The organism is Paraburkholderia sp. LEh10, from assembly GCF_017814945.1.
In the GTDB taxonomy this organism is placed as follows: domain Bacteria; phylum Pseudomonadota; class Gammaproteobacteria; order Burkholderiales; family Burkholderiaceae; genus Paraburkholderia.
This window is the reverse complement of the sequence record NZ_JAGIPX010000008.1, coordinates 63,792-88,165: the sequence shown is the minus strand read 5'-3', so window position 1 is coordinate 88,165 and position 24,374 is coordinate 63,792. Positions and strand designations below refer to the sequence as shown.

18 protein-coding genes are annotated in these 24,374 nt (G+C 64.6%); 3 read left to right on the top strand and 15 right to left on the bottom strand.

Annotation, left to right across the window (positions count from 1 at the left end; all coding sequences use genetic code 11):
• Positions 1-30 precede the first annotated feature (30 nt).
• Positions 31-1,443: a methyl-accepting chemotaxis protein gene (locus J8I87_RS09080; RefSeq protein WP_209931117.1), complete on the bottom strand. Its 1,413-nt coding sequence runs from the start codon at positions 1,441-1,443 to the stop codon at positions 31-33.
• A gap of 496 nt (positions 1,444-1,939) precedes the next feature.
• Between J8I87_RS09080 and J8I87_RS09075 the strand changes: the two genes are divergently transcribed.
• Positions 1,940-2,713, top strand: a complete 774-nt coding sequence (locus J8I87_RS09075) for a class I SAM-dependent methyltransferase (RefSeq protein ID WP_209931116.1) — start codon at positions 1,940-1,942, stop codon at positions 2,711-2,713.
• Between the two features lie 56 nt (positions 2,714-2,769).
• Here the strand turns inward: J8I87_RS09075 and J8I87_RS09070 are convergent, their stop codons facing one another.
• The 4 genes from J8I87_RS09070 to J8I87_RS09055 form a co-directional block, all read right to left on the bottom strand.
• A complete protein-coding gene (locus tag J8I87_RS09070; protein ID WP_209931115.1) occupies positions 2,770-4,251 on the bottom strand; it encodes a flavin-containing monooxygenase in 1,482 nt (493 codons plus the stop codon).
• Positions 4,252-4,570: 319 nt separating this feature from the next.
• Positions 4,571-5,818 (bottom strand): tetratricopeptide repeat protein, encoded by a 1,248-nt coding sequence (locus J8I87_RS09065; RefSeq protein ID WP_209931114.1) that lies wholly within the window; start codon positions 5,816-5,818, stop codon positions 4,571-4,573.
• A gap of 108 nt (positions 5,819-5,926) precedes the next feature.
• Positions 5,927-6,607 (bottom strand): PspA/IM30 family protein, encoded by a 681-nt coding sequence (locus J8I87_RS09060; RefSeq protein WP_209931113.1) that lies wholly within the window; start codon positions 6,605-6,607, stop codon positions 5,927-5,929.
• Between the two features lie 480 nt (positions 6,608-7,087).
• A complete protein-coding gene (locus J8I87_RS09055) occupies positions 7,088-7,789 on the bottom strand; it encodes a plasmid mobilization protein (RefSeq protein ID WP_209931112.1) in 702 nt (233 codons plus the stop codon).
• A 618-nt stretch (positions 7,790-8,407) separates the two neighbouring features.
• Between J8I87_RS09055 and J8I87_RS09050 the strand changes: the two genes are divergently transcribed.
• The gene (locus tag J8I87_RS09050) at positions 8,408-10,942 is read left to right on the top strand and encodes a penicillin-binding protein 1A (RefSeq protein WP_209931111.1); all 2,535 of its coding nucleotides are present in this window, start codon (positions 8,408-8,410) and stop codon (positions 10,940-10,942) included.
• A 301-nt stretch (positions 10,943-11,243) separates the two neighbouring features.
• On the opposite strand, the gene J8I87_RS09045 is transcribed toward J8I87_RS09050, so the two are convergent.
• The 3 genes from J8I87_RS09045 to J8I87_RS09035 are packed head-to-tail and all read right to left on the bottom strand — an operon-like array spanning position 11,244 to position 16,965.
• Complete coding sequence (locus J8I87_RS09045) at positions 11,244-12,734, bottom strand: efflux transporter outer membrane subunit (protein ID WP_209931110.1); 1,491 nt, start codon at positions 12,732-12,734, stop codon at positions 11,244-11,246.
• A 2-nt stretch (positions 12,735-12,736) separates the two neighbouring features.
• On the bottom strand, positions 12,737-15,859 hold the full coding sequence (locus J8I87_RS09040) for an efflux RND transporter permease subunit (RefSeq protein WP_209931109.1): 3,123 nt from the start codon (positions 15,857-15,859) through the stop codon (positions 12,737-12,739).
• A complete protein-coding gene (locus J8I87_RS09035) occupies positions 15,856-16,965 on the bottom strand; it encodes an efflux RND transporter periplasmic adaptor subunit (protein WP_245253822.1) in 1,110 nt (369 codons plus the stop codon). Before J8I87_RS09035 ends, J8I87_RS09040 begins: the two co-directional genes overlap by 4 nt.
• Positions 16,966-17,222: 257 nt before the next feature.
• Here J8I87_RS09035 and J8I87_RS09030 point away from each other — a divergent pair, with 257 nt between their 5' ends.
• The gene (locus J8I87_RS09030; RefSeq protein WP_209931107.1) at positions 17,223-17,843 is read left to right on the top strand and encodes a TetR/AcrR family transcriptional regulator; all 621 of its coding nucleotides are present in this window, start codon (positions 17,223-17,225) and stop codon (positions 17,841-17,843) included.
• 62 nt (positions 17,844-17,905) lie between these two features.
• Here the strand turns inward: J8I87_RS09030 and J8I87_RS09025 are convergent, their stop codons facing one another.
• The 7 genes from J8I87_RS09025 to J8I87_RS08995 all read right to left on the bottom strand — a co-directional run bounded on the left by J8I87_RS09025 (position 17,906) and on the right by J8I87_RS08995 (position 24,271).
• A complete protein-coding gene (locus J8I87_RS09025; protein WP_209931106.1) occupies positions 17,906-18,280 on the bottom strand; it encodes a cupin domain-containing protein in 375 nt (124 codons plus the stop codon).
• A gap of 103 nt (positions 18,281-18,383) precedes the next feature.
• Entirely contained in the window at positions 18,384-19,292 is a 909-nt protein-coding gene (locus tag J8I87_RS09020; protein WP_245253808.1) for an AraC family transcriptional regulator, read from the bottom strand.
• 12 nt (positions 19,293-19,304) lie between these two features.
• Entirely contained in the window at positions 19,305-19,535 is a 231-nt protein-coding gene (locus J8I87_RS09015) for a DUF2795 domain-containing protein (protein ID WP_209931105.1), read from the bottom strand.
• 75 nt (positions 19,536-19,610) lie between these two features.
• Complete coding sequence (locus J8I87_RS09010) at positions 19,611-19,862, bottom strand: hypothetical protein (protein WP_209931104.1); 252 nt, start codon at positions 19,860-19,862, stop codon at positions 19,611-19,613.
• A 310-nt stretch (positions 19,863-20,172) separates the two neighbouring features.
• Entirely contained in the window at positions 20,173-21,510 is a 1,338-nt protein-coding gene (locus J8I87_RS09005) for a C45 family peptidase (protein ID WP_209931103.1), read from the bottom strand.
• A gap of 150 nt (positions 21,511-21,660) precedes the next feature.
• Positions 21,661-23,394 carry a ClcB-like voltage-gated chloride channel protein gene (locus tag J8I87_RS09000; protein ID WP_209931102.1) on the bottom strand — a complete coding sequence of 578 codons (1,734 nt, stop codon included), beginning with the start codon at positions 23,392-23,394 and terminating at the stop codon, positions 21,661-21,663.
• 139 nt (positions 23,395-23,533) lie between these two features.
• Positions 23,534-24,271 (bottom strand): glutathione S-transferase, encoded by a 738-nt coding sequence (locus J8I87_RS08995; RefSeq protein ID WP_209931101.1) that lies wholly within the window; start codon positions 24,269-24,271, stop codon positions 23,534-23,536.
• Between the last annotated feature and the right edge of the window lie 103 nt (positions 24,272-24,374).

The window sequence follows — 24,374 nt, the reverse complement described above, 5'->3', positions numbered from 1 at the left end:
TCGCGCAGCACGGCGTCCTCAACGGCGTCCTCAGACGCGGTAGCCGATACGCAGGCCTCCCCAGTGCCTGCCGTTGACGAAAATGGGCGCTGAAGCATCCTTCATCAGCACATACTCGCCGCCGCCCATATCGCGCCGGTAGGTCTGCAGCAAAAAGCGTTTGATGCTGGTGCCGGCCGCGAGTCCGGTCCGGTCATTGAAGAGTCGCCTGTTCCTGCAGTTTGCTGCATTCCATACGGAATCGTCGCGCTGCGGCTGCGAGAACTTGAGGTTGTGGGTCGGCAGGTAGCCGCGCACATCGACGGCGGCGCAAAAGGCCACGCGCGGGTCGAGATCGAGCAGCGGCTCCTGGATCGACGGCAGCACGCGGTCGGTGAACTCGGTGAAGCGCGTCATGAACTGCGGCGGGTTCGTGCCGGGCAGCGACACATAGCGATCGTCGAACAGATCGTTCATCGAGAGTTCGCCGCGCGCGACGGCTGCTTCGAACAGCTTGCCGACTTGCGCGGCGGCCCGCTCGACGGCGTCGATAAACGGCGTGTCGGCCGTTGCGGCGCCCGTCGCTGCCGTCAGTTCGATCAGGTTTTCAGACACGCCCAGCAGATTGCCGAGTCGATTCTTGGCGTGCACGAAATTCGCGCTCGAATGTTCGACGTCCGTTGCGATTTCCAGCACCTGCGTCTCGAATGTATTGCATTGCTCTTCGATTTCGCCGGACAGCGTCGCGATCTGGTTCGCCTCTGCATTCAATTGCATGATCGCTTGGCCGGTCGAATGAACCGCGTCGCCGAGCATCCGCGTTCCTTCGCGCACGCGTTGCGCACGCGCGGTGTTCTCCGCGCCTTCCGTAATCAGACGCTCGGTTTGCTCGGTGAGCTTCGTGAGCGTGGTCTCGATCTGGCCCGTCGCCTGCGCCGTCTTCGCCGACAGCGTCTTCACTTCTGCCGCGACGACCGCGAAGCTCTTGCCGAACTCACCCGCGCGCGCGGCTTCGATCGCGGCGTTCAGCGCGAGCAGATGCGTCTGCCGCGCGATCAGCGAAATTTCCTCCGAAACGCGGCTCACATGCGACAGCGCCGCGCGCAACGCGCCGATCTGGCTTTCGATCACGGTCACGCCTTCGACCAGACCATGAATGTCCGACAGCGATGCTTCGAGCGTCTGCTGCGAGTGCCCGACGTCGTCCGCTGCCTGGGCGGTCACCGTGCGCATTTCGCGCGCGGCGGCGGCGATCCGGTGGTTGCCGGCGAGCGTCGCGGCAGCCGACTGGCGCAGCGTGTGGCATACGTCCGCTTGCCGCGCGACGCGCGCCGCGACTTCTTCGATATGACCCGACACGTCACAGATCTCGATGCCGAGCTTGCCTGCCTGCGAGGCGATATGCCCGACAACCGATGTAGTCCCGCCGGCACGGCGCGTGCGGCGCTTGAAAAAGCCTGTCATGGTCGAATCTCCGGGGCGGCGCAGTGCAGATGCGCGTCGTCCAATGTCCGTTGAATGTGGCCGTCAGTGCATGACGCGCGCGGCGGCTGCACGGATTGCCGCCGTCGATGAACTGCGGCACATGAACTGCGGCACATGAATTGCACTTCTTTCGCTTACGTTTTCTATACGGCGCTTTGCGGAGTCGCTTGATAGGGACTATCCCGCAGTCGATTCGGGTACGATCGGTGGTCTCCTCGCGAACCGTCGCGCCTGCCTGTCTGCCGAATCCGCCAACCAATGACCGATGATTGAATCCTTCGCGCGCGTGTCGGGCTGGGACCAGCTGGTGTATCTATGGGAACTGATCGTGATGGTGTGCAAGTTCCTGTGGAGTCTGCTGCGCCTGCTGAGCGGCGGTTGAAGCACGATGTAGCACGATGTCACGCACTGTCATGCAGGCTGAGCTGAACTACAGTAAGCTGCATCGCAATGCATTTGCCGTCGCATCCTTAAGATGACCAGCGATTCCACTCAGCGCTTTACCGATCGTGTCGCCGATTACGTCAAGTACCGGCCGAGCTATCCGCGCGAGGTCGTGACGTTCCTGCGCACGGTCTGCGGAATCGCCGAAGACGCGCGCGTCGCCGACATCGGCGCGGGCACGGGCATTTCGGCGCAGCTTTTTCTCAATGCGGGGCATGCCGTTGTCGCCGTGGAACCGAATCAGGCGATGCGCGCTGCCGCCGACGGATGGCTCAACGACTATTCCGGCTATTCGAGCGTTCACGGCACCGCCGAGGCAACGACTTTGCAATCCGGCAGCATCGATCTCGTGATCGCCGCGCAAGCGTTCCACTGGTTCGATCCCACCGCCGCGCGACGTGAATTCGCTCGCATTCTCAAACCCCGTGGTCTGATCGCGTTGTTCTGGAACAGTCGGTCGCTTGACGGCACGCCATTTCTTGCGGGCTACGAAGCACTGCTGCAACGCTTCAGCGACGACTACCAGGCAGTTGCCGAACGCTATGCGGACGATGAGTCGATGGCCGCATGGTTCGGCGAGGGCCATGCGCACAACGCGCGTTTTCCGAACGTGCAGCGGCTGGACTTCGATGGCCTGAGGGGGCGGCTGATGTCGTCGTCGTATGCGCCGAAGGCTGGGCATCCGAATCACGAGCCGATGCTCGCTGCTTTGCGGGCATTGTTCGACCGTACTGCACAAGACGGTACGGTCGAATTTGTCTATGAAACACGCGTGTACGCCGGTCGTGCACAGGACGGAAGCTAGACGGGCGAGGGCGGGCGACGCTGCGCCCGTTCAATCCGCCTGCAATGCACTTCCTCTTAACGTGAAAAGATGTACTCGGCGGCGCGCACGCGGCGCGTGCGGCGGCGGAAACTGAATGTAAAGCCCGGCCAGATGGCCGTCACCTTGCCGCTCCTCGTCTGATACCAGCTATGGCAGCCGCTCGCCCAGACGGATCGCTGCATCTGGCGCTGAAGGTCGTCATTGAATGCGCGCTGCACGTCGCTGCGCAGGTTCATCGTGCGCGCGCCGCGTCGCTGCAGTTCCCGCAGGCAATCGGCAATGTATTGCACCTGCGATTCGATCATGTAGATCATCGAGTTGTGGCCGAGGGCCGTGTTCGGTCCGACCATCATGAAGAAATTCGGAAAGTCCGCGATGCTGGTGCCGAGATACGCTTGCGGTCCGTCGCGCAGCCAGAGCGCGCCGAGTTCGGCGCCGCCGATGCCTGTCACGTCGAACGGCGCGCCGACGTCGTTCACCTGGAACCCGGTGCCACAGATGATCGCGTCGACGGCATGATGCACGCCATTGGCCGTCACGATGCCGTCACGCACGACCGTCTGGATCGGCGACGTCACCACATCGACATTCGGCTGGTTGAGCGCGGGCAAGTAGTCGCTCGACAGTAACACGCGTTTGCATCCCAACCGATAGTCGGGCGTGAGCTTGGCGCGCAGCGCCGGGTCCTTGACGCGGCGTTCCAGATAACTGCGCGCGAACTTCATTGCAGGTTCTGTCAGCTTGGGATTCACGAAAAACGCAATGCCGCGCGACTCCATCTGCCAGTAGATCGCGCCGCGCACGCAGCGTTGCGTGAAAGGCAGATGCTTGAAGAACCAGCGCGCGCGTTCGCCGATCAGCTTGTCGGGCTTCGGCAAGACCCACGGTGCGGTGCGCTGGAAGAGCATCAGCCGCGCGACCCTCGGCTGGATGCGTGGTACGAACTGGATTGCACTTGCGCCAGTGCCGATCACAGCGACGCGTTTGCCGTCAAGCGCGTACTCGTGATCCCAGCGCGCTGAATGAAATATCTTGCCGCCAAACGCATCGAGTCCATCGATCTTCGGCATGGCCGGGCGTGACAGCGGGCCGTTGGCCGCGATGACAAAATCGGCCTCGACGCTTTCATGCACGCCATTGCATGAAATATCGAGCAGCCAGACGAGTCGCGCCTCGTCGAAACGTGCAGCCATGACGCGCGCATCGAAGCGGATTGCACTGTCGATACCGTACTTGCGTGCACAATGCTTCAGATAAGCGAGTATCTCGTGCTGATGGCTGAATGCGCGTGACCATGACGGGTTCGCTTCGAACGAAAACGAATAGAGATGCGAAGGCACATCGCATGCGGCGCCTGGATAGGTGTTGTCGCGCCACGTGCCGCCCAGGTCGCTCGCTGCTTCGTAGATCGTGAATGAGGTGTATCCGAGGCGTTTTAGCCGGATCGCCATGCCGATGCCGGAGAAGCCGCTTCCGATAATCGCGATACGCATCGCGGCACGGCGGGGTGAGGGCATATGATCGGCGCTCCAGCGTAACCTCGGAGTCCAACACTCCGATAAACAGTAAGAAGACGAGAATGAAGACGGGGGTTGTCTACGTTCGTCAACGACAGCAGAAGCGCAGGGTAGACAACTGTACAGGGGCCGTCAATATCGTTGTAACGTGCCGGCTCCAGGGACGGGATGTTGGGCCATCATGATCGTCAGGCTGTTCGCGGGCGCAGCAGTCCTCGCGCAGAGCATCAGCCGTGCGCTCAGCTTCTCCATTCGAAGCCCAATGTAAAAGGGCTCCGTGAGGAGCCCTGCGTTCGATGCCGATAGTGGGCGGGCGAGATCAGGTGTCGTTCCAGCCGCCCGAATCATCGCTGCCCATATCGACGTCGCCCCCGCCGTCGCTCCAGTCGTTGGAGCCCTGGCCGAAGTCGACGGAGCCGGGGTCGTTGGTGCTGCGCTTGCGCGCTTCGTCGTCGACGATCACATCGCGCTCGATCACGCGTTCACGCCCGGAGTTGAGCGCTTCGCCGAGCAGCACGCCCGTCAGCAGCCCGCCCATGCCGGCACCGAAGCCGCCGCCCTGTTGCACGACGACGGGCGGCTGCTGTTGCTGCGGCGGATACGGATAAGGCGCTTGCGGCGCATAACCGGGTGGATAGCCAGGTGGATAAGCTTGCTGCTGGCCACGCCCGAACGCCTCGTTCGCTTCGCGCGCGTACGCGGATTCACCCCCTGTGCCCGCCGCTGCCGCCGGGGCCGCATTCGGGTCGGGCCGGCCTTCGGCGCGTGCCTTGAGACTCGCAACCTGCCGCTCGATTTCTTCGATCTGATACGGCGGCACGGGGTTCTTGCTGTTCGACAGTGCTTCGACCAGTTGGCGCAACTGCGTTTCAGCGCCTTCGACTTCCCGTTCGAGCGCTTCGTGTCCGGGTGCAGTCGATAGCTTCACGTCGAGTTTGAGCGAGCGCACTTCGTTGAGCAGGTCAGTGGCGCGCTTCAACTGGATGCGGCGGTCGTCGCCGGCGCGCGTGTCTTCCTGTGAACGCGCGCGGCGCAGCGTCCAGCGCAGGATCAGCGCAATCGCGGCGATCAGCACGGCGATGCCGATCCACATGCCCATCGACGGACCGTGCCGTTGCGGCGCCTGCTGCAACGCGGACGTCGCGGGCCCGGCTTCCTGCTGCGCGAACGGATTGTTGGTGCGATGCGTGCTATTGGTGCTGAGGCCGCCCGCCGCACCGCCGCCGACGCGCGCGGCGTCGGCGCGAAGACGCGCTTCCGTCTGCGCGAAGCGGTCGGGGTCGGTGAAGCGCACCTGCGGGTCGAGGGTCTTCGCCTGCTGCAGCTGCGCGAGCGCTTCGGAGGGGCGGCCCTCGCGATCGAGCACCTGTGCGTACAGATAGTGCGCGCGAGCGCTGTCGGGATGCGCCTTCAGCACTTCGTTCAATTGCGAGTCGGCCTTCTGCCAGTTGCCCTGTTGAATCGTCGTTTCGATCTGCGTCGCCGTCGGCACTGCAAATGCGGCGCCCGGTGCGAGCATCAGCGAGAGCGTCAGGGACAGACCGGCTGCTGCAAGGAGTTTTTTCATGATGTGGGCCGGGCGGATTGACGCCCGTCTCCATGACTATCGAGTTGCCGTGCCGCGCAAGCGTCGCATGGGATCACGGATGCCGCGCGGCACGTTGCCTGCAATGCGTTACTGCGCAGGCGTGTCCAGCTGCTTCTTCAGCGCAGCAAGACGGTCGTCGATCGACGGGCCGCGGTTCAGGTCCGCGAGCTTGTCGTCGAGCGCCTTGCCGCTTTTCACGTCGGCGGAGTCGAGGCGCGCGTCGGAGCGCGCATTCGACAGCGCGACCTTGTCTTCCAGCTTCTGAAAGTCCTCAGCAAGATTCTTGCCGCCGATGCCGCCCAGCGCCGTCGCCGCCGTATCTTTGGCCTGCGCGATCTGCTGCTTGGCCTGCAGGATGTTCGAGCGCGCATTGAGGTCATTGCGGCGCTGACGCATGTCGTCGATCTGCGTCTTCAACTGCTCGACGGAGGGCTCAAGCGTCGCGAGTTCCTTCGCGAGCGCATCGCGTTCCGCCTCGGCCGTGGCCTGCGCGCCGAGCGCCTCGCGCGCGAGCGCTTCGTCGCCGGCCTGCAGCGCGCGCTTCGCGCCGTCTTCGTATTTCTTTGCCTTGTCGGCGGCCACGTCGCGCTTGCTTTGCTGCGTGGCGACCTGCGCCTGGATTTCGATCAGCGAGTTCTCCGCCTTCGCGATGCTCTCGTCGAGTTCGCGCACGATCTGGCGCGCATCACGCGACGGGTCCTGCACGGAATCGGCTGCGTCGTTCAAGAGACCCTTGACTGTCCGCGTGATGCTGTCAAAAAGCGACATGAATACCTCCATTGATTGAAATCGACGCTGAATACCCGGCGCGTTGCACATCGCGCGAACCGAAGTCGACAGTACGTAGTTTACGCCGCGACGCGTGGGGCTGCGGGTCGTGCTGCACGCCATCAGACCGCGCGTGAGTGCCCATGTTGCAAGATGACGGATCAACTGGACCTGACATCGGGGCGCGCGTGAGGAATGCAATAGCCGCAAACAAATTTAAACGCTCGTGACGCTTCGGATGCACGTTGCGACGGGTACATGAACGGGTGTTCAACAGCTCGCGGATATTACACCACGCGCACCCTTAAAACGGTCTTAAAGTGCCATTTCTTGCGGGTCGCGGCGGCTGCATTCGCACGGTTTGCGACATGCGCGCGCGAGGGCAACGAGACGAAGGAGTCAGGTCGGCAGATTGGTGAAATCGCGCTGTTGGATTCTTTCGGATAGCCGACGATGCATCGCCACATGACAGCGCAGGGCTCAGGCGAAGCGGCCGTTGCCTTCCGCGGGATCGACGCCCGCTTCGTCGTCTTCCTGCTCGTGCGGGCGCTTGCGGGTGGCGCCGCCTTTCGATGACAGCAGTGTGGACGGTCTGGATGGCGTGTGCGCGTCGGCATGTGTGTCGATGTGCGGATCGGCATGCGCGCGGCGGGTGTCGGGCGCGTCGCGCGACGCCAGCGCGGCGGCTTTCGCGGCCGCGACGCGCGCGGCTGCCTCAGCGGCATCTTCGTCCCGATGCTCGAGCGTGCTGGCGGCCGCGAGCGCTGCAACGGGAGAAACGGCCGTCAAGGGATTGGCGGGATCGACGGGGCGCGCGAGATCGATCGGCGCAAGCGTGTCGTGCTGAGCGTCGGCGTCTGCGAAGACGCTATCGCTGTCGCTTGCGGCCGGCTTGCCGCGCGTCGCGGCCGGCTTTAGCGCGGCAGGTGTGTTTTGCCGGAGCCGGTTGCTCGCCCGGGCGACGCGCTGCAGCGCTTCGTTCAACGCGTCCGGCCCGCGCGGCGCGCGTAGCCGGTCGACGATGCTCGCCGCCTTGACCTGCTCGCTGGTCGCGCCGAAGCTCAACACCGCGCGGCGCATGAGTTCGCTGATGCTGATGCCCAGGTTGTCCGCCGCTGCGGAGATGGCGCGTTTCTGCGCGGGCGTCACGAAGACGACGATGCGTTCGCTAGGCTTGTTCATAGATCGGCTCGCGTTCATTGTTGGTGTTGAACTGCGGAGGAATCCGGGCAGGTTGGCGAGGCCTGCTTGGCGCGCGTCGAATCATCATAAGACTAAAACGCGATGCGCGGTGGCGCGCGCCCGCAAATCAGGCGGGGCGTAAAATTGCTGTCACATCAATGGGTTGCCAGAGTTGCGCGAAGATTGTCCACAGGGCTCTCCACGGGATATGTTGATAACCGCACGAGCGTGCCGCACGACGGCTCGCGCAGTCTCGCCTAGTGTTTTTCGGCACTTCGGGGCGCAATCATGAGGGAATTCTTACAAAAAAATCACGTTCTGCGCCGCTTGATTTCTTTAAAATGCGCTGTTACGTTGCGCCAGACATTGCACCGGCGCGCCGTGCGACCGGCCGGGGTAGCGTGCCGCGCGGTGCTTGTCGTCGGGGCAGAGCCGCCGACCTGCGTTGCGCTGCGCCGTGTGCGTCCTGCGCGCCGCTGCCGCTGCATCGGCGGCAAGACGCCGCTCTCTGGCGCGAAACGATGTCGCGCTGCGCCCGCACGAGCGGCACCACGATCACGATTCGAGCGCACTGCGCGAGCATAGCCGGCGTGCAGAAAAGCGCCAATCATTCCAGTCATGCCAATCATTAAACGACCGCATTCTTCCAGTTCTTCCAGGCACCCAGGGCGCGAGCCATCTTTCGGCAGCAACGACAACCCGAGCCGCGACTACCGCTACGCGCAGCGTGAAGAAGACGACCGCGACGAGCGTGGCCAGCGCGGCGGCCGCTCGATTGGCGGCACGATTGCGATGTGGTTCGCCGGGCTGTTTGCGACCGTGCTGGTGGTCGGCGCGTTGATCGTCGGCTACGCGCTCGTCGTGATGGGGCCGCAGTTGCCTTCCCTCGATGCGCTGACCGATTACCGGCCCAAGGTGCCGCTGCGCATCTACACGGCGGACCACGTGCTGATCGGCGAATTCGGCGAGGAACGCCGCAGCCTCGTGCGGTTCCAGGACATCCCCGACGTGCAGAAAAAGGCGGTGCTCGCGATCGAGGACTACCGTTTCTATGAGCATGGCGGTGTCGACTTCATCGGCATTTTGCGCGCGGGCTTCGCCGACATCATGCACGGCGGCTCGTCGCAGGGCGCGAGCACGATCACGATGCAGGTCGCGCGCAACTTCTTCCTGTCGAGCGAGAAGACGTACACGCGCAAGGTCTACGAAATGATGCTCGCGTACAAGATCGAGCGCGCGCTGACCAAGGACCAGATTCTCGAGCTGTACATGAACCAGATCTATCTGGGCGAGCGCGCGTATGGCTTTGCGGCCGCCGCGCGCGTGTACTTCGGCAAGGACCTGAAGGACATCACGCTCGCCGAAGCGGCGATGCTGGCCGGGTTGCCGAAGGCGCCGTCCGCGTACAACCCGGTCGTCAATCCGAAGCGCGCGAAGATCCGTCAGGAGTACATCCTCAAGCGGATGCTCGGTCTGAACTACATTACGCAAGCGCAGTACAACCAGGCCGTCAAGGAAGAGATCCATACGAAGACGGCGGGCAACGAGTACAGCGTGCACGCCGAGTACATCTCGGAGATGGTGCGCCAGATGATGTACGCGCAGTACAAGGACGAAACCTATACGCGCGGCCTGAACGTCACGACGACGATCGACTCCGCCGACCAGGAAGCCGCGTATCGCGCGGTGCGCAAGGGCGTGATGGACTATGAGCGCCGTCACGGCTATCGCGGTCCGGAAGGCTTCATCGAACTGCCGCCAGCGGGCGACGAGCGCGACGAGGCAATCGAAGACGCGCTGAACGATCATCCGGACAACGGTGAGATCGTGGCCGCCGTCGTGACATCGGCGACGGCGAAGGAAGTGAAGGCACAGTTGCTCGACGGCACGCAGGCGAGCGTGACGGGCGACGGCCTGCGCTTCGCGGCCGGCTCGCTGTCGGCACGCGCGGCGCAGGCACAGCGCATCCGGGCGGGTTCGATCGTGCGCCTGATCGCGGATGCGAACGGCAACTGGCAGATCACGCAACTGCCGCAAGTGGAAGGCGCGCTCGTGTCGATGACGCCGCAGGATGGCGCGATCCGCGCGCTCGTCGGCGGCTTCGACTTCAACAAGAACAAGTTCAACCACATCACGCAGGCGTGGCGCCAGCCGGGTTCGAGCTTCAAGCCGTTCATCTATTCGGCCGCGCTCGACAAGGGCCTCGGACCGGCGACGATCATCAACGACGCGCCGCTGTACTTTCCGCCGAGCGCGCCTGGCGGCGACGCGTGGGAGCCGAAGGACGACGACCAGCCCGACGGCCCGATGCCGCTGCGTCTCGCGCTGCAGAAGTCGAAGAATCTCGTGTCGATCCGCATTCTGTCGTACATCGGCACGAAGTACGCGCAGGACTACGTGACGCAGCGTTTCGGCTTCGACGCCGACAAGACGCCGCCGTATCTGCCGATGGCGCTCGGCGCGGGACTGGTCACGCCATTGCAGTCGGCGGGTGCGTACAGCGTGTTCGCGAACGGCGGTTACCGGATCAATCCATATCTGATCGCCGAAGTCGATGACGCGCACGGCCAGCCGCTGTCGCGCGCGCAGCCGCTGACGGCGGGCCGCGATGCACCGCGCACGCTGGAGCCGCGCAACGCGTACATCATGAACAGCCTGCTGCATTCCGTCGCGACGGCGGGCACGGGCGCGGGCACGAACGTGCTGCATCGTAGCGACCTGCAGGGCAAGACGGGTACGACCAACGACGCGAAGGACGGCTGGTTCGCCGGCTATCAGCAGTCGCTCGTGGCCGTTGCGTGGATGGGCTACGACCAGCCGAAGTCGCTTGGCAGCCGCGAATTCGGCGCTCAACTGGCGCTGCCCATCTGGGTCGAGTACATGCAGCGCGCGCTACGGGGCGTGCCGCAGGCCGAGCCGGAAATGCCGCCGGGCGTGACGAGCGTCGATGGCGAACTGTTCTATGCGGATATGACGCCGGGCAGCGGGTTTGTCGCGAGCATCGGCATGGATTCGTCGAATCCGCTGGCGAGCGGCGGCGATGCCGTGGGTGGCGTCGGGCCCGCGGGCATGACGCCGCCCGCGCCGCCACCAAATGTCACGTCGACGGAGAAAAAGCAGATCATGGATCTGTTCGAGTCGAACAAGCCGTGATGGCGTGAGGTTTTGATGTGCTGAAGGACGCGCCCGTGGTGGACATCATGGGCGCGTTTTTTTCTGCTTGCGGCGCGTGCATCAACAGACGATTTCGATGCAGGGTCAACGGCTTGGCGCAATTGTCCAGAGCTTATCAACAGCCCTGTCAACGGAATCTGTTGATAACGCGCGGCAAAACGGCAGCGCGCAATCCACATCGCGAGCCAAAACCGTTGCTGGCTCAACGGTTTAGCTCGCTTGTCCCGACGTTCTCAACAACCTCTTCCCCAAAAACTGGGGATAACCGTGTCGCGCGGACTCACTGCGCAGCGGCCGGACCCGTGGTGGAAGCGGATTTCGCATCGCCTGAAGGCGGCGGATTGCCCATCGCCTGAAACAGCGCCGCCGTATCGTTCAACCGCGCGCCTGTATAGCGGATCTCATCGAGCCTTGCGTTGCGATACTGCTGTTCACTGGAGCGCGACGCCGTCACAGGCACCGCGCCCAACCGATACCGCGCCGACGTTTCTTCGAACGAGCGCTGCGCCGCGCGCGCCGCGACATTCGCGGCATCGAGCGACTGCGCGTCATGCTCGAGCGAAGCCAGCGTGTCCGCGACATTCTGAAACGCGGCGAGCACTGTCTGCTTGTACTGCGACGTCGCGGCATCATACGAAGCGACAGCCGCGCGCCGCTGCGCGAACAATGCGCCGCCATGAAAGATCGGCTGCGTCAGCGATGCGCCGATGCTCCAGATCGCCCCCGCGCCCGACAGTGCGAGGGGCCAGCTAAATCCGCCTTGTCCCATCGATGCATTCAGCGTCAGGCTCGGAAACATCTGCGCCGTCGCGACGCCGACATCGGCGGCCGCCGCCTTGAGCGTCGCATCGGCCGCCTGGATGTCCGGGCGGGCCTCCAGCAGATCCGAAGGCACGGACACGGGCACCTGTCCGGGCACATGCAGCGACGCCAGATCCAGAGGCGGCGGCGCCTCGTCCGGCGTGCGCCCGAGCAGCACGGCGAGCGCGTGGCGCGTCGTCAGCAGTTGCTGGCGCGCGGCGGGCAGGCTCGCGGCGAGCGACGCGGCGCTCTGCTGTGCATTGAGCAGATCGGTATGGGGCACTGCGCCGAGATCGTAACGACGCTGCGTGTCGCGTGCCTGCTCGTTGGCGAGCGCGACAAGGCGCTCGGTCGTTTGCACCTGCGCGTCGAGCATCGCCGCGGAGATCGCCGCTGTCACGATGTTCGCGGCCAGCGCGCGCCGCGCCGCGTCGAACTGATACGCCTGCACGTTCACGCGCGAAGCGAGCGCCGCATTCGCCAGCCGCGACGCGCCGAAAATGTCGAACGTGTACTGCGCCTGCAACTGGCCGACGAACACGTTGTACAGAAACGTATTCGGCCCGACCTCGGGAATGCCGAGCGCGCGTTGCCGCGTGGCCTGCCCGCCGGCATCGATGCTCGGCAGCATGTTGCCGCCGATCTGCGCGCGCAACTGTTCGCGCGCGGCCGTGAGGCTCTTGTCGGTGGCTGCGAGGCTCGGGCTGTTGCGCAAGCCTTCATCGACGAGCGCATTGAGTTCGTCCGATTCAAACGCGCGCCACCACTGCGGCACCGCCTTCGCGCCGACGACGAACTGCTGCGCGACGCCTTGCGCGGGCACAGTCTGCGTCGGCTGTGGCTCGGCGCCGTAATGCGTGGGCTCGGGCATCGCGGGCGGATTGCCGTTGGGGCCGAACGAGCAGGCGGCGGCAACGCACACGGCCACGGCCGATGCGCAAGCCGTACGGGTCATCGAAGAGAAGCTCATGATCAATTCCCCGAATGTTCGGACGGCGCGGGACGCGGATCGCGCTCGTCGCCGCGCACGCGGAACCACGTGGCGTACAGCGCGGGCAGATAGAACAGCGTGAGCACGGTCGCGCTCGTGATGCCGCCCATCAACGCGGTTGCCATCGGGCCGAAGAAGTTGGAGCGCAAGAGCGGAATCAGCGCGAGCACGGCGGCCGCCGCCGTCAGCGTGATCGGGCGGAAGCGCCGCACCGTCGCGCCGACGATCGCATCGAAGCGCTTGTGCCCCTGCGCGATGTCCTGCTCGATCTGATCGACGAGGATCACCGAGTTGCGCATGATGATGCCGAACATCGCAATCACGCCGAGCATCGCGACAAAGCCGAACGGCTTGCCGAACAACAGCAGCGTCGCGACCACGCCGATCAGGCCGAGCGGCGCCGTGAGCACCACCATCAGCACGCGCGCGAAGCTCTGCAACTGAATCATCAGCAGCGTGAGCACCGCAATGACCATGATCGGCATCTGCGCGTTGATCGACGTCTGTCCCTTCGCGCTTTCCTCGACCGAGCCGCCGATCTCGATCCGGTAGCCGACGGGCAGCGTCGAGCGGATCTGCGCAAGCTGTCTGTCGACGGCATGCGTGACGTCGATCCCTTGTGCGTTGCCGCGCACGTCGGATTGCACGGTGATCGTCGGCTGACGGTCGCGCTCCCAGATCACGCCGTATTCGAGGTCATTGCGCATGCGGCCAAGCGTGCCGAGCGGCACCGAGCCGCTGGGCGTCGGCATCGCGAGCGTCAGCAGTTGCGACGGATCGATGCGCTCGTTCTTCGGCGCGCGCAGATCGACGCTGATCAGCTTGTCGCGCTCGCGGTATTGCGCGACCGTGTAGCCGGACAGCGTCATCGCGAGAAAGCTCGATACGTCCGTCGACGTGACGCCGAGCTCGCGCGCTTTCTTCTGATCGACTTCGAAGCGCACCGAGCGCTCGGCGGGTTCGTCCCAGTCGAACTGCACGTTTGCCGTGTTCTGGTTCGCGCGCATCGTCGCCGCGACTCTTTCGGCGATGCCACGCACCGTCGCAATGTCGTCGCCGCTCACGCGAAACTGCACGGGGTAACCGACGGGCGGGCCGTTTTCGAGGCGCGACAGACGCGTGCGGATCGCCGGGAAGTCATTGCGCAGCTTCGGTTCGAGCCAGCGCGCGAGCTTTTCGCGGTCTTCGATGGACTTCGCGGTGATCACGAACTGCGCGAAGTTCGGCTGCTGCAACTGCTGGTCGAGGGGCAGATAGAAGCGCGGTGCGCCCGTGCCGACGAAGTCCACCGCATGGTCGATCTCGGGCCGGCCTTCGAGCGCTTTTTCGATGCGCTGCGCCTGGCGCAGCGTGGCCTCGAACGATGCGCCTTCGGGCAGCCGCACATCGACGAGCAGTTCGGGCCGGTCCGAGCTTGGGAAGAACTGCTGCGGCACGAGCGTGAAGCCCGCCAGCGACACGACGAACAGAATCACGGTGATCGCGAGCACGACGAAGCGCCGCTCGACGCACCAGCTGATCCAGCCCGTCAGCCTTCGATAGAAGCGCGTTCCGTAGATATCGTGCTCGTGGTCATCCGGCTCGTGCGCTTGCCGTTTGCGCTCGGGCAGCAGGTGATAGCCGAGCATCGGGATCAGCACGACGGCGGCGAGCCACGACGCGATCAGCGCAATCGCCGACACCTCGAAAATGGAGCGCGTGTATTCGCCCGTGCTCGACTTCGCGAGCGCAATGGGCAGAAAGCCCGACACAGTGACGAGCGTGCCCGTCAGCATCGGAAAAGCGGTGCTCGTGTACGCATAGGCTGCGGCGCGCGTGCGGTTCCAGCCCTGTTCGAGCTTCACGGCCATCATTTCGACGGCGATGATCGCATCGTCGACGAGCAGGCCGAGCGCGAGCACGAGCGTGCCCAGCGACACCTTATGCAAGCCGATGTCGAACAGATACATGCACAGCGCGGTGGCGGCGAGCACGACGGGGATCGAGATCACGACCACCATGCCCGTGCGCACGCCCAACGAGACGAGACTCACGACGAGCACGATCGCCACGGCTTCGGCGACGGCTTCGAGAAAATCGTCGACGGAACGCGAGACCGCGCGCGGCATGCTCGACACTTCGGCCAGCTTCAGTCCCGCGGGCAGATGCGCCTGCAATTCCGTCATCTTCGCGTCGAGCGCCTTGCCGAGCTGGATCACGTCGCCGCCGGGCTGCATCGTCACGCCGATGCCGAGCACGGGCTTGCCCTGAAAGCGCATCTGCGTGACGGGCGGATCGTCGTAGCCGCGCTTGATCGCCGCGATGTCGCCGAGCCGGAACGAGCGGCCGTTGATGCGGATCAGCGTGTCGGCGAGCGCGTTCAGGTCGGTGAATTGCCCCGTGGGACGCACGAACACGCGGTCGTCGCGGGTCGTCAGCGTGCCGGACGGCGACACGCTGTTCTGCGAGCTGATCGCCTGCGCGAGCTGCGTCGGCGAAATGCCCAGGCGCGTCAGCTGCGTGTTCGTGATCTCGACATAGATGTGCTGGTCGGGGTCGCCGAAATAGTCGACCTTCGCGACGCCGGGCACGCGCAGCAACACCGTGCGCAATTCGTCCGCGTAGTCGTGCAGCTGCGCCGCCGAAAAGCCATCGCCTTCGAGCGTGTAGATGTTCGTGTAGACGTCGCCGAATTCGTCGTTGAAGTACGGTCCCTGAATGCTTTGCGGCAGCGTCTGCCCGATATCGCCGACCTTCTTGCGCACCTGATACCAGGTTTGCGGCACGTCCTTGACGGGCGCAGAGTCCTTCATCGTGAAGAAGATCAGCGATTCGCCGGGGCGCGAGTAGCTGCGCAAAAAATCGATCGCGGGTGTTTCCTGCAGCTTGCGGCCGATGCGGTCGGTGACTTCCTCTTGCACCTGGCGCGCCGTCGCGCCGGGCCAGAACGTGCGGATCACCATCACGCGGAAGGTGAACGGTGGATCTTCCGATTGTGCGAGCTTCGTATAGGCGAGGATGCCGAATGCCGTCGCGAGCGAGATCAGAAAAACGACCAGTGCCTGGTGACGCAGCGCCCACGCGGACAGGTTGAAGCGTCCCTCTTCGTCGTGCGCTGCGCTCATGACGCGAAATCCTCGGGATGCAGCGGCGGCACGACGCGGACCTTTTCTCCCGCCGTCACGGTATGCACGCCTTGCCAGACGACACGCTCGCCATTGTTCAGACCGTGCGAGATCGCGATGGTCCGCTCGCCGTATTGCGCCACCTGCACTCGGCGCAGTTCCAGCTGCTCGCTGCCGTTGCGCACGACCCAGACGGCGGGCGCCGTGCCGTCATGAAAGAGCGCGGTGGCGGGCAGCGTGAACAGGGATGGGTGATTCGACGCGCCATCGTGCGCGAAGTCGATGTCGGCCGTCATGCCGAGACGCACGTCCGGGCCGGGTTGCTCGAGCGTGAGTTTCGCGCGGTATGTGCGGCTTTGCGGATCGGCGGCGGGTGACAGCTCGCGTATGCGCGCATTGAACGTGCGGCCGGGCAGCGCGCCTAGCCTGACGGTTGCCGCCTGGCCGGCGCGCAGCGAAGCGAGCGCGCCCTCGGGCACGTCGCATACGACATCGATGTCTCCCGACCACGCGAGGTTGTAGACGGCCTGTCCCACGGACACGTTCTGCCCCGTATCCGCCTGTTCCGCCGTGATCACGCCCGCGTGATCGGCGGCGAGCGTCGTGTATTGCAACTGGTCTTTCGCGAGCGCGGCCTGCTGCGCGGCCTGATCGCGTTGTGCCGCCGCCGACGCGTAGGCGTCTTCCGTTTGTTCGAGCTGGGTTTGCGCGATCAGGTTCTCGCGCGCCTGCGCACGGTCGCGATCGAGCTGCTGCTTCGCGTAGACGAGCCGGTGCTGCGCGCCTTCGAGTTGGGCGCTGGCGCTGGCGGCATTTTTCTGCGCGTCGGCGGGATCGAGCCGCGCGACGATCTGGCCGTTCTGTACGACGTCGCCGAGCCTCACGCGCCGCTCGATGATCTTGCCAGCGATACGGAACGACAGCGGCGTCGAATAGCGCGCCTGCACTTCGCCAGGCAGCGACGCGGCAAGCGGCAACCCGTCGGGATGCGCGGCGACGGCCACGACGGGCCGCGGCGCGGACGCGGCGGCTTCGTTGCGGTGGCACGCCGCCAGCGTCAGCGCGCCCGCGATGACGATCACGCCGAGCTTCGCACGGTGAAACAGCAGACGGGACGACGGCGCAGATGCCTGAACTGACGCGCTTGAGCAAAACGGCTTACGCGCGATGAGCGGCGCGCCACGACGGGAACGATTCACGATACCCCCAGGCTGGTGATGCGAACGGTTACGGCAAGCCAGAGGCCACCGACGACATGCAGCGAAGCGGCTCGCTGCTTCAGATGTTGGTTTGCATTCTAATACATGCATGTATTTGAATGCAAAGATGAATCTCGTCGTGGATCGATGCTAGACTGTCAAACATGAAACGCCAACGACTCACACGCGAACAGAGCAAGGATCAGACGCGCCTGCGTCTGCTGGATGCTGCGCAAGCCATTTTCATGAAGAAGGGGTTCGTCGCGGCGAGTGTCGAAGACATCGCGGAGGCGGCGGGATACACGCGCGGCGCGTTCTATTCGAACTTCCGCAGCAAGCCCGAGCTCTTTCTCGAACTGCTGCGGCGCGACCATGAATCCATGCAGGCGGAACTGCACAGCATCTTCGAAGAGAACGCGACGCGCGAGGAAATGGAAGCGAACGTGCTGCGCTACTACAGCCGTCTGCCGCGCGACAACAAGTATTTCCTGCTATGGGTCGAAGCGAAGCTGCTCGCCGCGCGCGACGCACGCTTTCGCGCGCGCTTCAACGCGTTCCTTCACGAGAAAGTCGAGCAGTTGAGCGAATACATCACCGAGTTTTCGGTGCGCGTCGGCACGCCGCTGCCGTTGCCCGCCGAAACGCTGGCGCTCGGGCTGATGGGCTTATGCGACGGCATGCAGTTTTTCTTCACCGTCGATCCGCAGCGCGTTTCGGGCGAACGCACGGAAGAGGTGCTGGGCAATTTTTTTGCACGCGTCGTCTTCGGCAGGATGATGGAGTGAGGCGCGGGGCGCGGACGCCGCGCTCGCCCTTCACGCAGGGCGATGGACGGCAGGTCGGCCCGTCAGATCCATACGTCGTTGGCCGCTGTGCGTTCGCTCGTTTCGCTGCCCGTATTCTTCACGCCACGCGGCTCGATCAATAGCAGCTTCACTTCTTTTTCGGCGTAGGGCTTGTGCTCCTTGCCTTTCGGCACGACGAACATTTCTCCCGCCGCCAGACGCACTGCACCGTCGCGAAAGTCGATACGCAGGTCGCCCTCCAGCACGATGAAGGTTTCGTCGGTATCGGCGTGGTCATGCCAGATGAAATCGCCTTCGATCTTGACCACCTTGAACTGGTAGTCGTTCATCTCGGCGACCACGCGCGGCTGCCATTGGTCGTGGATGCGGCTCAGCTTGTCGGTGAGATTGATCGCGCGATAGGGGTGGGCGGACATGGTGGCTCCTGGCTGAAGTCGAGGTCATCCACTGTAGGCGACTGCGGGCAGAGCGTCTTGAACGTTTGTGCGAGCCCGCGCTGGTGTCATCCACCCGGGCGATTCAGCGATTCTGCTGGCTTTGCAGCATCTTCAGCCAGCGCGACGGCGTGACGCCATAAGCGGCCATGAAATGCCGCGTCATATGGCTCTGATCCGCGAAGCCGACGTCAGCGGCGGCGTCCGCGAGCGTCGTGCCGCGCAGCATCGATTGACGCGCGGCGTCGAGCCTGCGCATCGTCAGATACCGGTGCGGGCTGGTGCCGAAAAACGCGCGGAAGTCGCGCGACAGGCTCCAGCGGTCGCGCCCGCTCGCGGCAGCCAGTTCGTCGAGCGTGACGGCGCGCTCCAGCGCCGCGTGGAGGTAGTCGCGCGCCAGTTGCGCCGCGCGAAAATCGGCGCTGGCGCGCAGCGGCCGCGCGCCCGACACGGCATCGAGCGCGTGCGCGAGATCGAAGAGGGCGTCGTCCAGTTCGAGGGGATCCAGTGCGCGGTCGATGCCTTGCAGCAACGCTTCTGTCGCCGCCGCGAGGCGCGGATCGTTCGACAGGCCGCCCTCGATGAACGGCAAAGGCTTGCCTCCCAGCGCCGCCTGGAAGAGGGCGGGTTCGACGTAAATCATCCGGTAGCGAAAGCCTTCGTCGGTGCCCGCCTGGCCGTCGTGCGCCTCGTCGGGGTGCAACACCATCGTTCCACCAGGCAGGCTGTTGCACACGCTGCGCCGGTAATGAAAGCTCTGCACGCCCGCAAGCGTGCGGCCGATCGCGTATGTATCGTGCCGATGCAGCGCGTAGCCGTTGTGCTGGAAGAAGGCCTCGATGCGCTCGACGCCGCCCTGCGCGGGCGCGCGCCGGATCCAGTCGCGCGTTGCCCGTTCGGCCGATGACGAATCCGCGTGGCCAGGCGCGCTCGGGCATGCCTCGCTTTGCAGCAAAGGCGTTTCGGCCTGCCGTGTGGTGGTTCGCTTGCGCATGCCGGATGGGGTTCAGATGCTGAGGCCTGGGCCGAAATTGCTGCCGATCAGCTTGGTCACGGAGTCGATATCCGCGTAATCCTGCTCGGGCAGGCCGTCGAGCATTGACAGCACTTCGTTGCTCGCGCCAGCCTCGCGCGCCGCGTCGACGAGTGCGTCCTTGTTCAGCGGGTAAGTCACGCCACGCAGGATATCCGCAATCTGCAGGTCAATCGATTCACCAGGAATAGCCGATCCCGTCATGCTCGCGCTCCAGTGTTCTGAAAGTTGGCGACGGGTGCGGGCCATCCGTGGCTCGGATCAGGATGGCGCGCGCCGTCATGTCTGCAGATGTTCGTCCTGCGCGATGAAGCCGCGCTCCAGGTGCCGTGATTTGGGCAGTGAAATGTGCTCCCACCGCTCGGGACTGATGTCCGTCTGGGCCGCGACGTCCGGCGCGGCGGGCGCGACGGGTGCGGAGTTGGCGCGGGCGGCGGCCGTGTCGAGCGTGCCGTCCTTCGCCATATGGACGGGCGCCGCGAAGCAAGAGGCCGACAACGTCACCATGATCAACAGCGTCGAGGTTTTCATCGCTCGACCTCCTTTTGCCATGCAGCGCAGGAACTGCAGCAAGCGTTATGCCATTCCGGTGGCGGCGGAGTGGCGCCCGCCCGGCGCGGATGCCGTCTGCGAGCACCGCGCGTTCTCAACATATTACGCCAGTTATTTTTACAAGCACGGGTGAGGCACCGGGAAAGGGTGGCTTTGGCGGTTGATGCCGGATGTTCGGGCTGCTTTCGCCGCGTGACGTCGCGCGTCGCCGCGCCGGCGCGCGCGCCGTGCGGCGCGGGGGGCATCCCGTATGTAGAAAGCGGATCGCGTTAACCCGGCGTCTGATTGTCTAGCGCAGCACGTCGAATCGCGTCCACGGCCACGAGGGCCGGTCGCGCATGTAGCCGTTCAGCCAGTTCCATTGCGGGTGGCGTTTCATGAATGCCTGCGCGTCGAAAGGGCGGCCGCACGGATGGCCCCAGCGCGCAAAGAACGCCATGTCGCGCGCCATCTCGCTGTCGACGACCTTGCCATCGTTCGCGCCCCACGGGTTGAACGGGCCGTGGTCGGAGCCGCCGAAGCGCTGGTCGTCGAGTTCGAGGTGTCCGCAGATGGTCCGCGAGCACGGGTTGTCGGGGCGGTCGAGGTAGACGTCGTGATGATCGGCGATCATCGCCTTCGCGAGCTCGACGTCGATCTTGCCGCGATGCATCTCCTCCAGCTGCATGAAGCGTAGCCGCCGCGCGCCGTTTCTGCGCACGTCGGTGTAGTCCTCGCCTTCGCCCATGCATTCCTGGTTGCGGATCTTCAGGTCGGTGGCCGTGTTGTAGCCGCTGTAGAAGCCGTCCTTCGTGCTTTCGAAGCCGGAGTAGTGCAGGCCGAGCTCGTAGCGGGCGATCTCGCCCGTCTTCGTGTCGCCGAGAAGCCAGCTGTTCGCATAGCCGCCGTTGTTCGCGATCGCGAACATCTCGCACCATTCGCCGATGCTGTTCGCATACTGGGTCGCGCGCCGCGAGCGATAGAACTCCGGCGCGCCCGACGCGTTGTAGCCCGCGAAATTCGAAATCGTGGTTTCCGTCACCAACAGACCCGCCGACGTCACCCAGAAGTCCGTCAGGCTCGAAATGCAGCCGGGCAGCCCCTGCATCAGAATGCGGTTGCCCGATTCGGGAACGATATCGAAGACGACGTTGAACGCGTCGCCCGCCGCATAGCGGTCCCACGAGTTGTGCGCCATCACGATGCGGCCGTCGCGGGTTGCGCTGCCCGTGGCGATGAACGCGCTGCAATGATGTCCGCGCCGTCCGCGCCACGGCTTCAGGCCGAGTTCCGGCTTTTGCCGCGCGGCGTGCTGCGGCCACCAGCTTTGCAGCAGGTCCATGTAGCCGTTCCACGCGAGCACTTCGGCGAACGTGAGCTTCGCGCCGTCCGCGATGCCCTGGATTTCGTCGGCGAATTCGGCGTCGATTCTGGGCGCGAACTGTTGGACGGCGGCATCGATGAACGTATCGAATTCTTCGCCCGTGTCCCATTTCGCGAGGTAGCGGGCCGTGCGGATCGCGTTCTGGATTTCGGCGGCGAGCAGCTGGCCGTGCTGTTCGCCGCGGTCGTACGGCTCGCCTTCTGTGTGTACGAAGATCCAGCCCGCATGATCGCGGCGCACGGCATCGATGGACGGCTCGCTCATCCTTGCTCCCGTTCGCGAAAGCGCGCATCGCCGCCGGCGTTGCTCAGCGCCATGCGACGCGGGATGCGGCTCGTTTATGGACAATTCATTGTAGGGAAATTGCCGCGCTTTGCCATGCGCCGAACGGGAACGGCGCGAGCGGGAACGGCGCTATCGCGCCGGATTCATGCGGAAGTACGCATCGAGCAGCGAGGTCTTGTAGACGACGCCCGCAAGCGTCGGCCGCGCCGCGCTTTCGACGACGGGCAGCCGTTCGCCCTGGAACGCCATGAAATGCTGAAGCGCCACGCCAAGCGGCATGTCAGGCGTGAGCACGTCGAAATGCGGCTGCAGATAGTCCGCGGCTGTCTTCGTCGCGGTTTCGCGCTTGTCGAGCAGATCGGACGTGATGTCCTTCAATGCGACGACGCCCAGAAAGCAGCCATTCCCGTCCGTCACGTACAGATACTTGACGGGATATTCGAGGAACACGCGCGTCATGTCGTGCACGGTCGCGTTCGGTTGCACCACGGTCTGCGGCGGGCGGATCAGCTCGCGCATCTGCGTCGAGCGCAGGCGCATGCGTTCTTTTTCTTCGCGGTTGCGGTGCAGCGTGATCTCGTACATCGACGTCTTGCCGATCGCGCGCGCCGCGAAGTACGCGACCACGCACGACACCATCAGCGGCAGCACGACCTGATAGCTCAATGTCATTTCGAAGATCATCAGGATCGCCATCAGCGGGGCCTGGGTCGCGCCCGCGAGAAACGCGCCCATGCCGACCATCGCGTACGCGAACGGCGCGGACGTGCCGTGCGGCCACATTGCGTGCATGCCGAGCCCGAACAGCGAGCCGAGCACCGCACCGACGAAGAGCGTCGGCGTGAACACGCCGCCCACGGCGCCCGAGCCGACGGTGGCCGCCGTCGCGATCAGCTTGAACACGAGCACGACGACGAGCGCCGACAAGGTCCACGGCGAATGCAGGATCGAGTTGACGACGCTATAACCGTTGCCCCACACCTCGGGCGTCCACACTGACAGGATGCCGACGACGAGGCCGCCGAGCGCGAGCGTCACGGGCAACGGCATGGCCAGGCGGCGAAAGCCCGCCTTGCTGATGTCGATCAGGCGCAGGAACTGCGGCGCCGCCGCGCCGCACAGCAGACCGAGCGCGACGAAGAGCAGCACTTCGAGGCCCGCGACGGGCGGAAACACGGGCATTTCGTAAGGCGGCTTGTAGCCGGCGAATTCGCGCATCACGATGTTCGACACCACCGACGACACCACGACCGGCCCGAAGCTTTCCATCGCGATCGAGCCGAGCACGATTTCGGTGACGAAAAACGCGCCCGCGATGGGCGCGTTATAGGCGGACGTGATGCCCGCCGCCGCGCCGCACGCGACGAGCAGACGCAGCCGCGGCGGATCGAAATGCACGACGCGCCCGATCAGCGACGCGCACAGCGCCGCCAGTTGCACCATCGGACCCTCGCGGCCGATCGAGCCGCCGCTCGCGATCGTAAACAGCGACGACACGCTGCGCCACAAGCTGACGCGAACGGGCACGACACCGTCGCCGATCACAACAGCTTCCATGTAGTCGGTGTGCTGTTTCCTGTCCGCGCCGCGTTGCGCGACGAGCAGCAAAGCGCCCGCGATCAGGCCGCCAAACGCGGGCAGCGCGATGCGCATCGCAAGCGGCAGGCGCTTGGCCATTTCGACGAGGCTGCCGTCCTGGCCGGTGAATATGCGCTGCAGCAGCGAAATGCCTTCGCGAAACGCGATCGTCGCGAAGGCGCCCGCAATGCCGACGATCACCGACCACACCAGCATCGTGTGCGCATCGGACAGGCGGAACAGATTGGCGGCGCGTGTGCGCAGTCTCAGCAGGAATGAAAGCACGGCAGGAGGGGCGTCTGAAGGTGGGTTGTGCGTCGGCGCGTGCGCGCGAGAATACCATCGCGCGACTCGGGTTTTAAGGGCGGCGCACGGTGCCTGCTCGCGCGCCCGGGACATGGTGAAACGGCGAAGTCAGCTGATCTCAGCGCAGGTCCTTGTCGAGTTCGGGATAGTGGCGAAACACGCACGCCTCGTTGTAGGGCAGACGCCGTTCCGATGCGAGGTACGCGGCGATGTTCGGGCGCTCGAGCACGGCGTCGTGCAGCGCGGCGAGACGCGGATAGTGCTCGCCGAAATGCTTCATCGCGCGTGGGAATGCATAGTGCAGGGCGTCGATCAGCTGGAACATCGACAGATCGACGTAAGTGAGCGTGTCACCGACCATGTGCTCGTCGCCGGCGGGGTTCTGCCCGAGCACGCGCTCGAAATAGCGCATGAACTTCGGGATGCGATGATCGATGAAATCCGTCGCGCGGACTTTCGCGGCTTCTTTCTGTTGCTCGTAGTACATGCCCGAGGCGAGCGGGTGATGCGTGTCGTGGGCTTCCGTGACCATGTCGGCGATGGTCAGCTGCAGGCCGTTCGCGACGTAGCGCAGGCTTTCGATGTTCGGTGCCAGGTTCAGCTTCGGTCCGAGGTAGAACAGGATGTTCGCCGTCTGCGAGACGATCAGGTCGCCGTCCTGCAGGAATGGCGGCGCGTAGGGCGGATAGGGCTCAGACTTGCTGTTCATCACGTCGATCATCGAGCCCGTGCCGAGCCCGTCGTTCTCATCGCCGCGCGCGACTTCGACGTAATCGGCGCGCGCTTCTTCCAGTGCCAGCCGCACGAATTCGCCTCGGCCTTGCAATCCATCCCAGTAGTAGAGTTGATAAGTCATCGATCGGTCCTCACTCGGTTGGCAGCGGCGTCGGTTGATGCCGCGCGTGCAATCGGTTCGAAGCCAGAATTATGCCGCGCGAAAAGCACAACAGCCTCGCGCG

What these genes read in the sequence shown, in the direction of transcription:
- J8I87_RS09070 (WP_209931115.1), bottom strand. Translation starts at nt 4,251, where the DNA reads ATGCCCTCACCCCGCCGTGCCGCGATGCGTATCGCGATTATCGGAAGC.
- J8I87_RS09020 (WP_245253808.1), bottom strand. Translation starts at nt 19,292, where the DNA reads ATGCGCAAGCGAACCACCACACGGCAGGCCGAAACGCCTTTGCTGCAA.
- J8I87_RS09015 (WP_209931105.1), bottom strand. Translation starts at nt 19,535, where the DNA reads ATGACGGGATCGGCTATTCCTGGTGAATCGATTGACCTGCAGATTGCG.
- J8I87_RS09005 (WP_209931103.1), bottom strand. Translation starts at nt 21,510, where the DNA reads ATGAGCGAGCCGTCCATCGATGCCGTGCGCCGCGATCATGCGGGCTGG.
- J8I87_RS08995 (WP_209931101.1), bottom strand. Translation starts at nt 24,271, where the DNA reads ATGACTTATCAACTCTACTACTGGGATGGATTGCAAGGCCGAGGCGAA.
- J8I87_RS09060 (WP_209931113.1), bottom strand. Translation starts at nt 6,607, where the DNA reads ATGTCGCTTTTTGACAGCATCACGCGGACAGTCAAGGGTCTCTTGAAC.
- J8I87_RS09055 (WP_209931112.1), bottom strand. Translation starts at nt 7,789, where the DNA reads ATGAACAAGCCTAGCGAACGCATCGTCGTCTTCGTGACGCCCGCGCAG.
- J8I87_RS09045 (WP_209931110.1), bottom strand. Translation starts at nt 12,734, where the DNA reads ATGAGCTTCTCTTCGATGACCCGTACGGCTTGCGCATCGGCCGTGGCC.
- J8I87_RS09075 (WP_209931116.1), top strand. Translation starts at nt 1,940, where the DNA reads ATGACCAGCGATTCCACTCAGCGCTTTACCGATCGTGTCGCCGATTAC.
- J8I87_RS09065 (WP_209931114.1), bottom strand. Translation starts at nt 5,818, where the DNA reads ATGAAAAAACTCCTTGCAGCAGCCGGTCTGTCCCTGACGCTCTCGCTG.
- J8I87_RS09050 (WP_209931111.1), top strand. Translation starts at nt 8,408, where the DNA reads ATGCCAATCATTAAACGACCGCATTCTTCCAGTTCTTCCAGGCACCCA.
- J8I87_RS09080 (WP_209931117.1), bottom strand. Translation starts at nt 1,443, where the DNA reads ATGACAGGCTTTTTCAAGCGCCGCACGCGCCGTGCCGGCGGGACTACA.
- J8I87_RS09025 (WP_209931106.1), bottom strand. Translation starts at nt 18,280, where the DNA reads ATGTCCGCCCACCCCTATCGCGCGATCAATCTCACCGACAAGCTGAGC.
- J8I87_RS09030 (WP_209931107.1), top strand. Translation starts at nt 17,223, where the DNA reads ATGAAACGCCAACGACTCACACGCGAACAGAGCAAGGATCAGACGCGC.
- J8I87_RS09040 (WP_209931109.1), bottom strand. Translation starts at nt 15,859, where the DNA reads ATGAGCGCAGCGCACGACGAAGAGGGACGCTTCAACCTGTCCGCGTGG.
- J8I87_RS09010 (WP_209931104.1), bottom strand. Translation starts at nt 19,862, where the DNA reads ATGAAAACCTCGACGCTGTTGATCATGGTGACGTTGTCGGCCTCTTGC.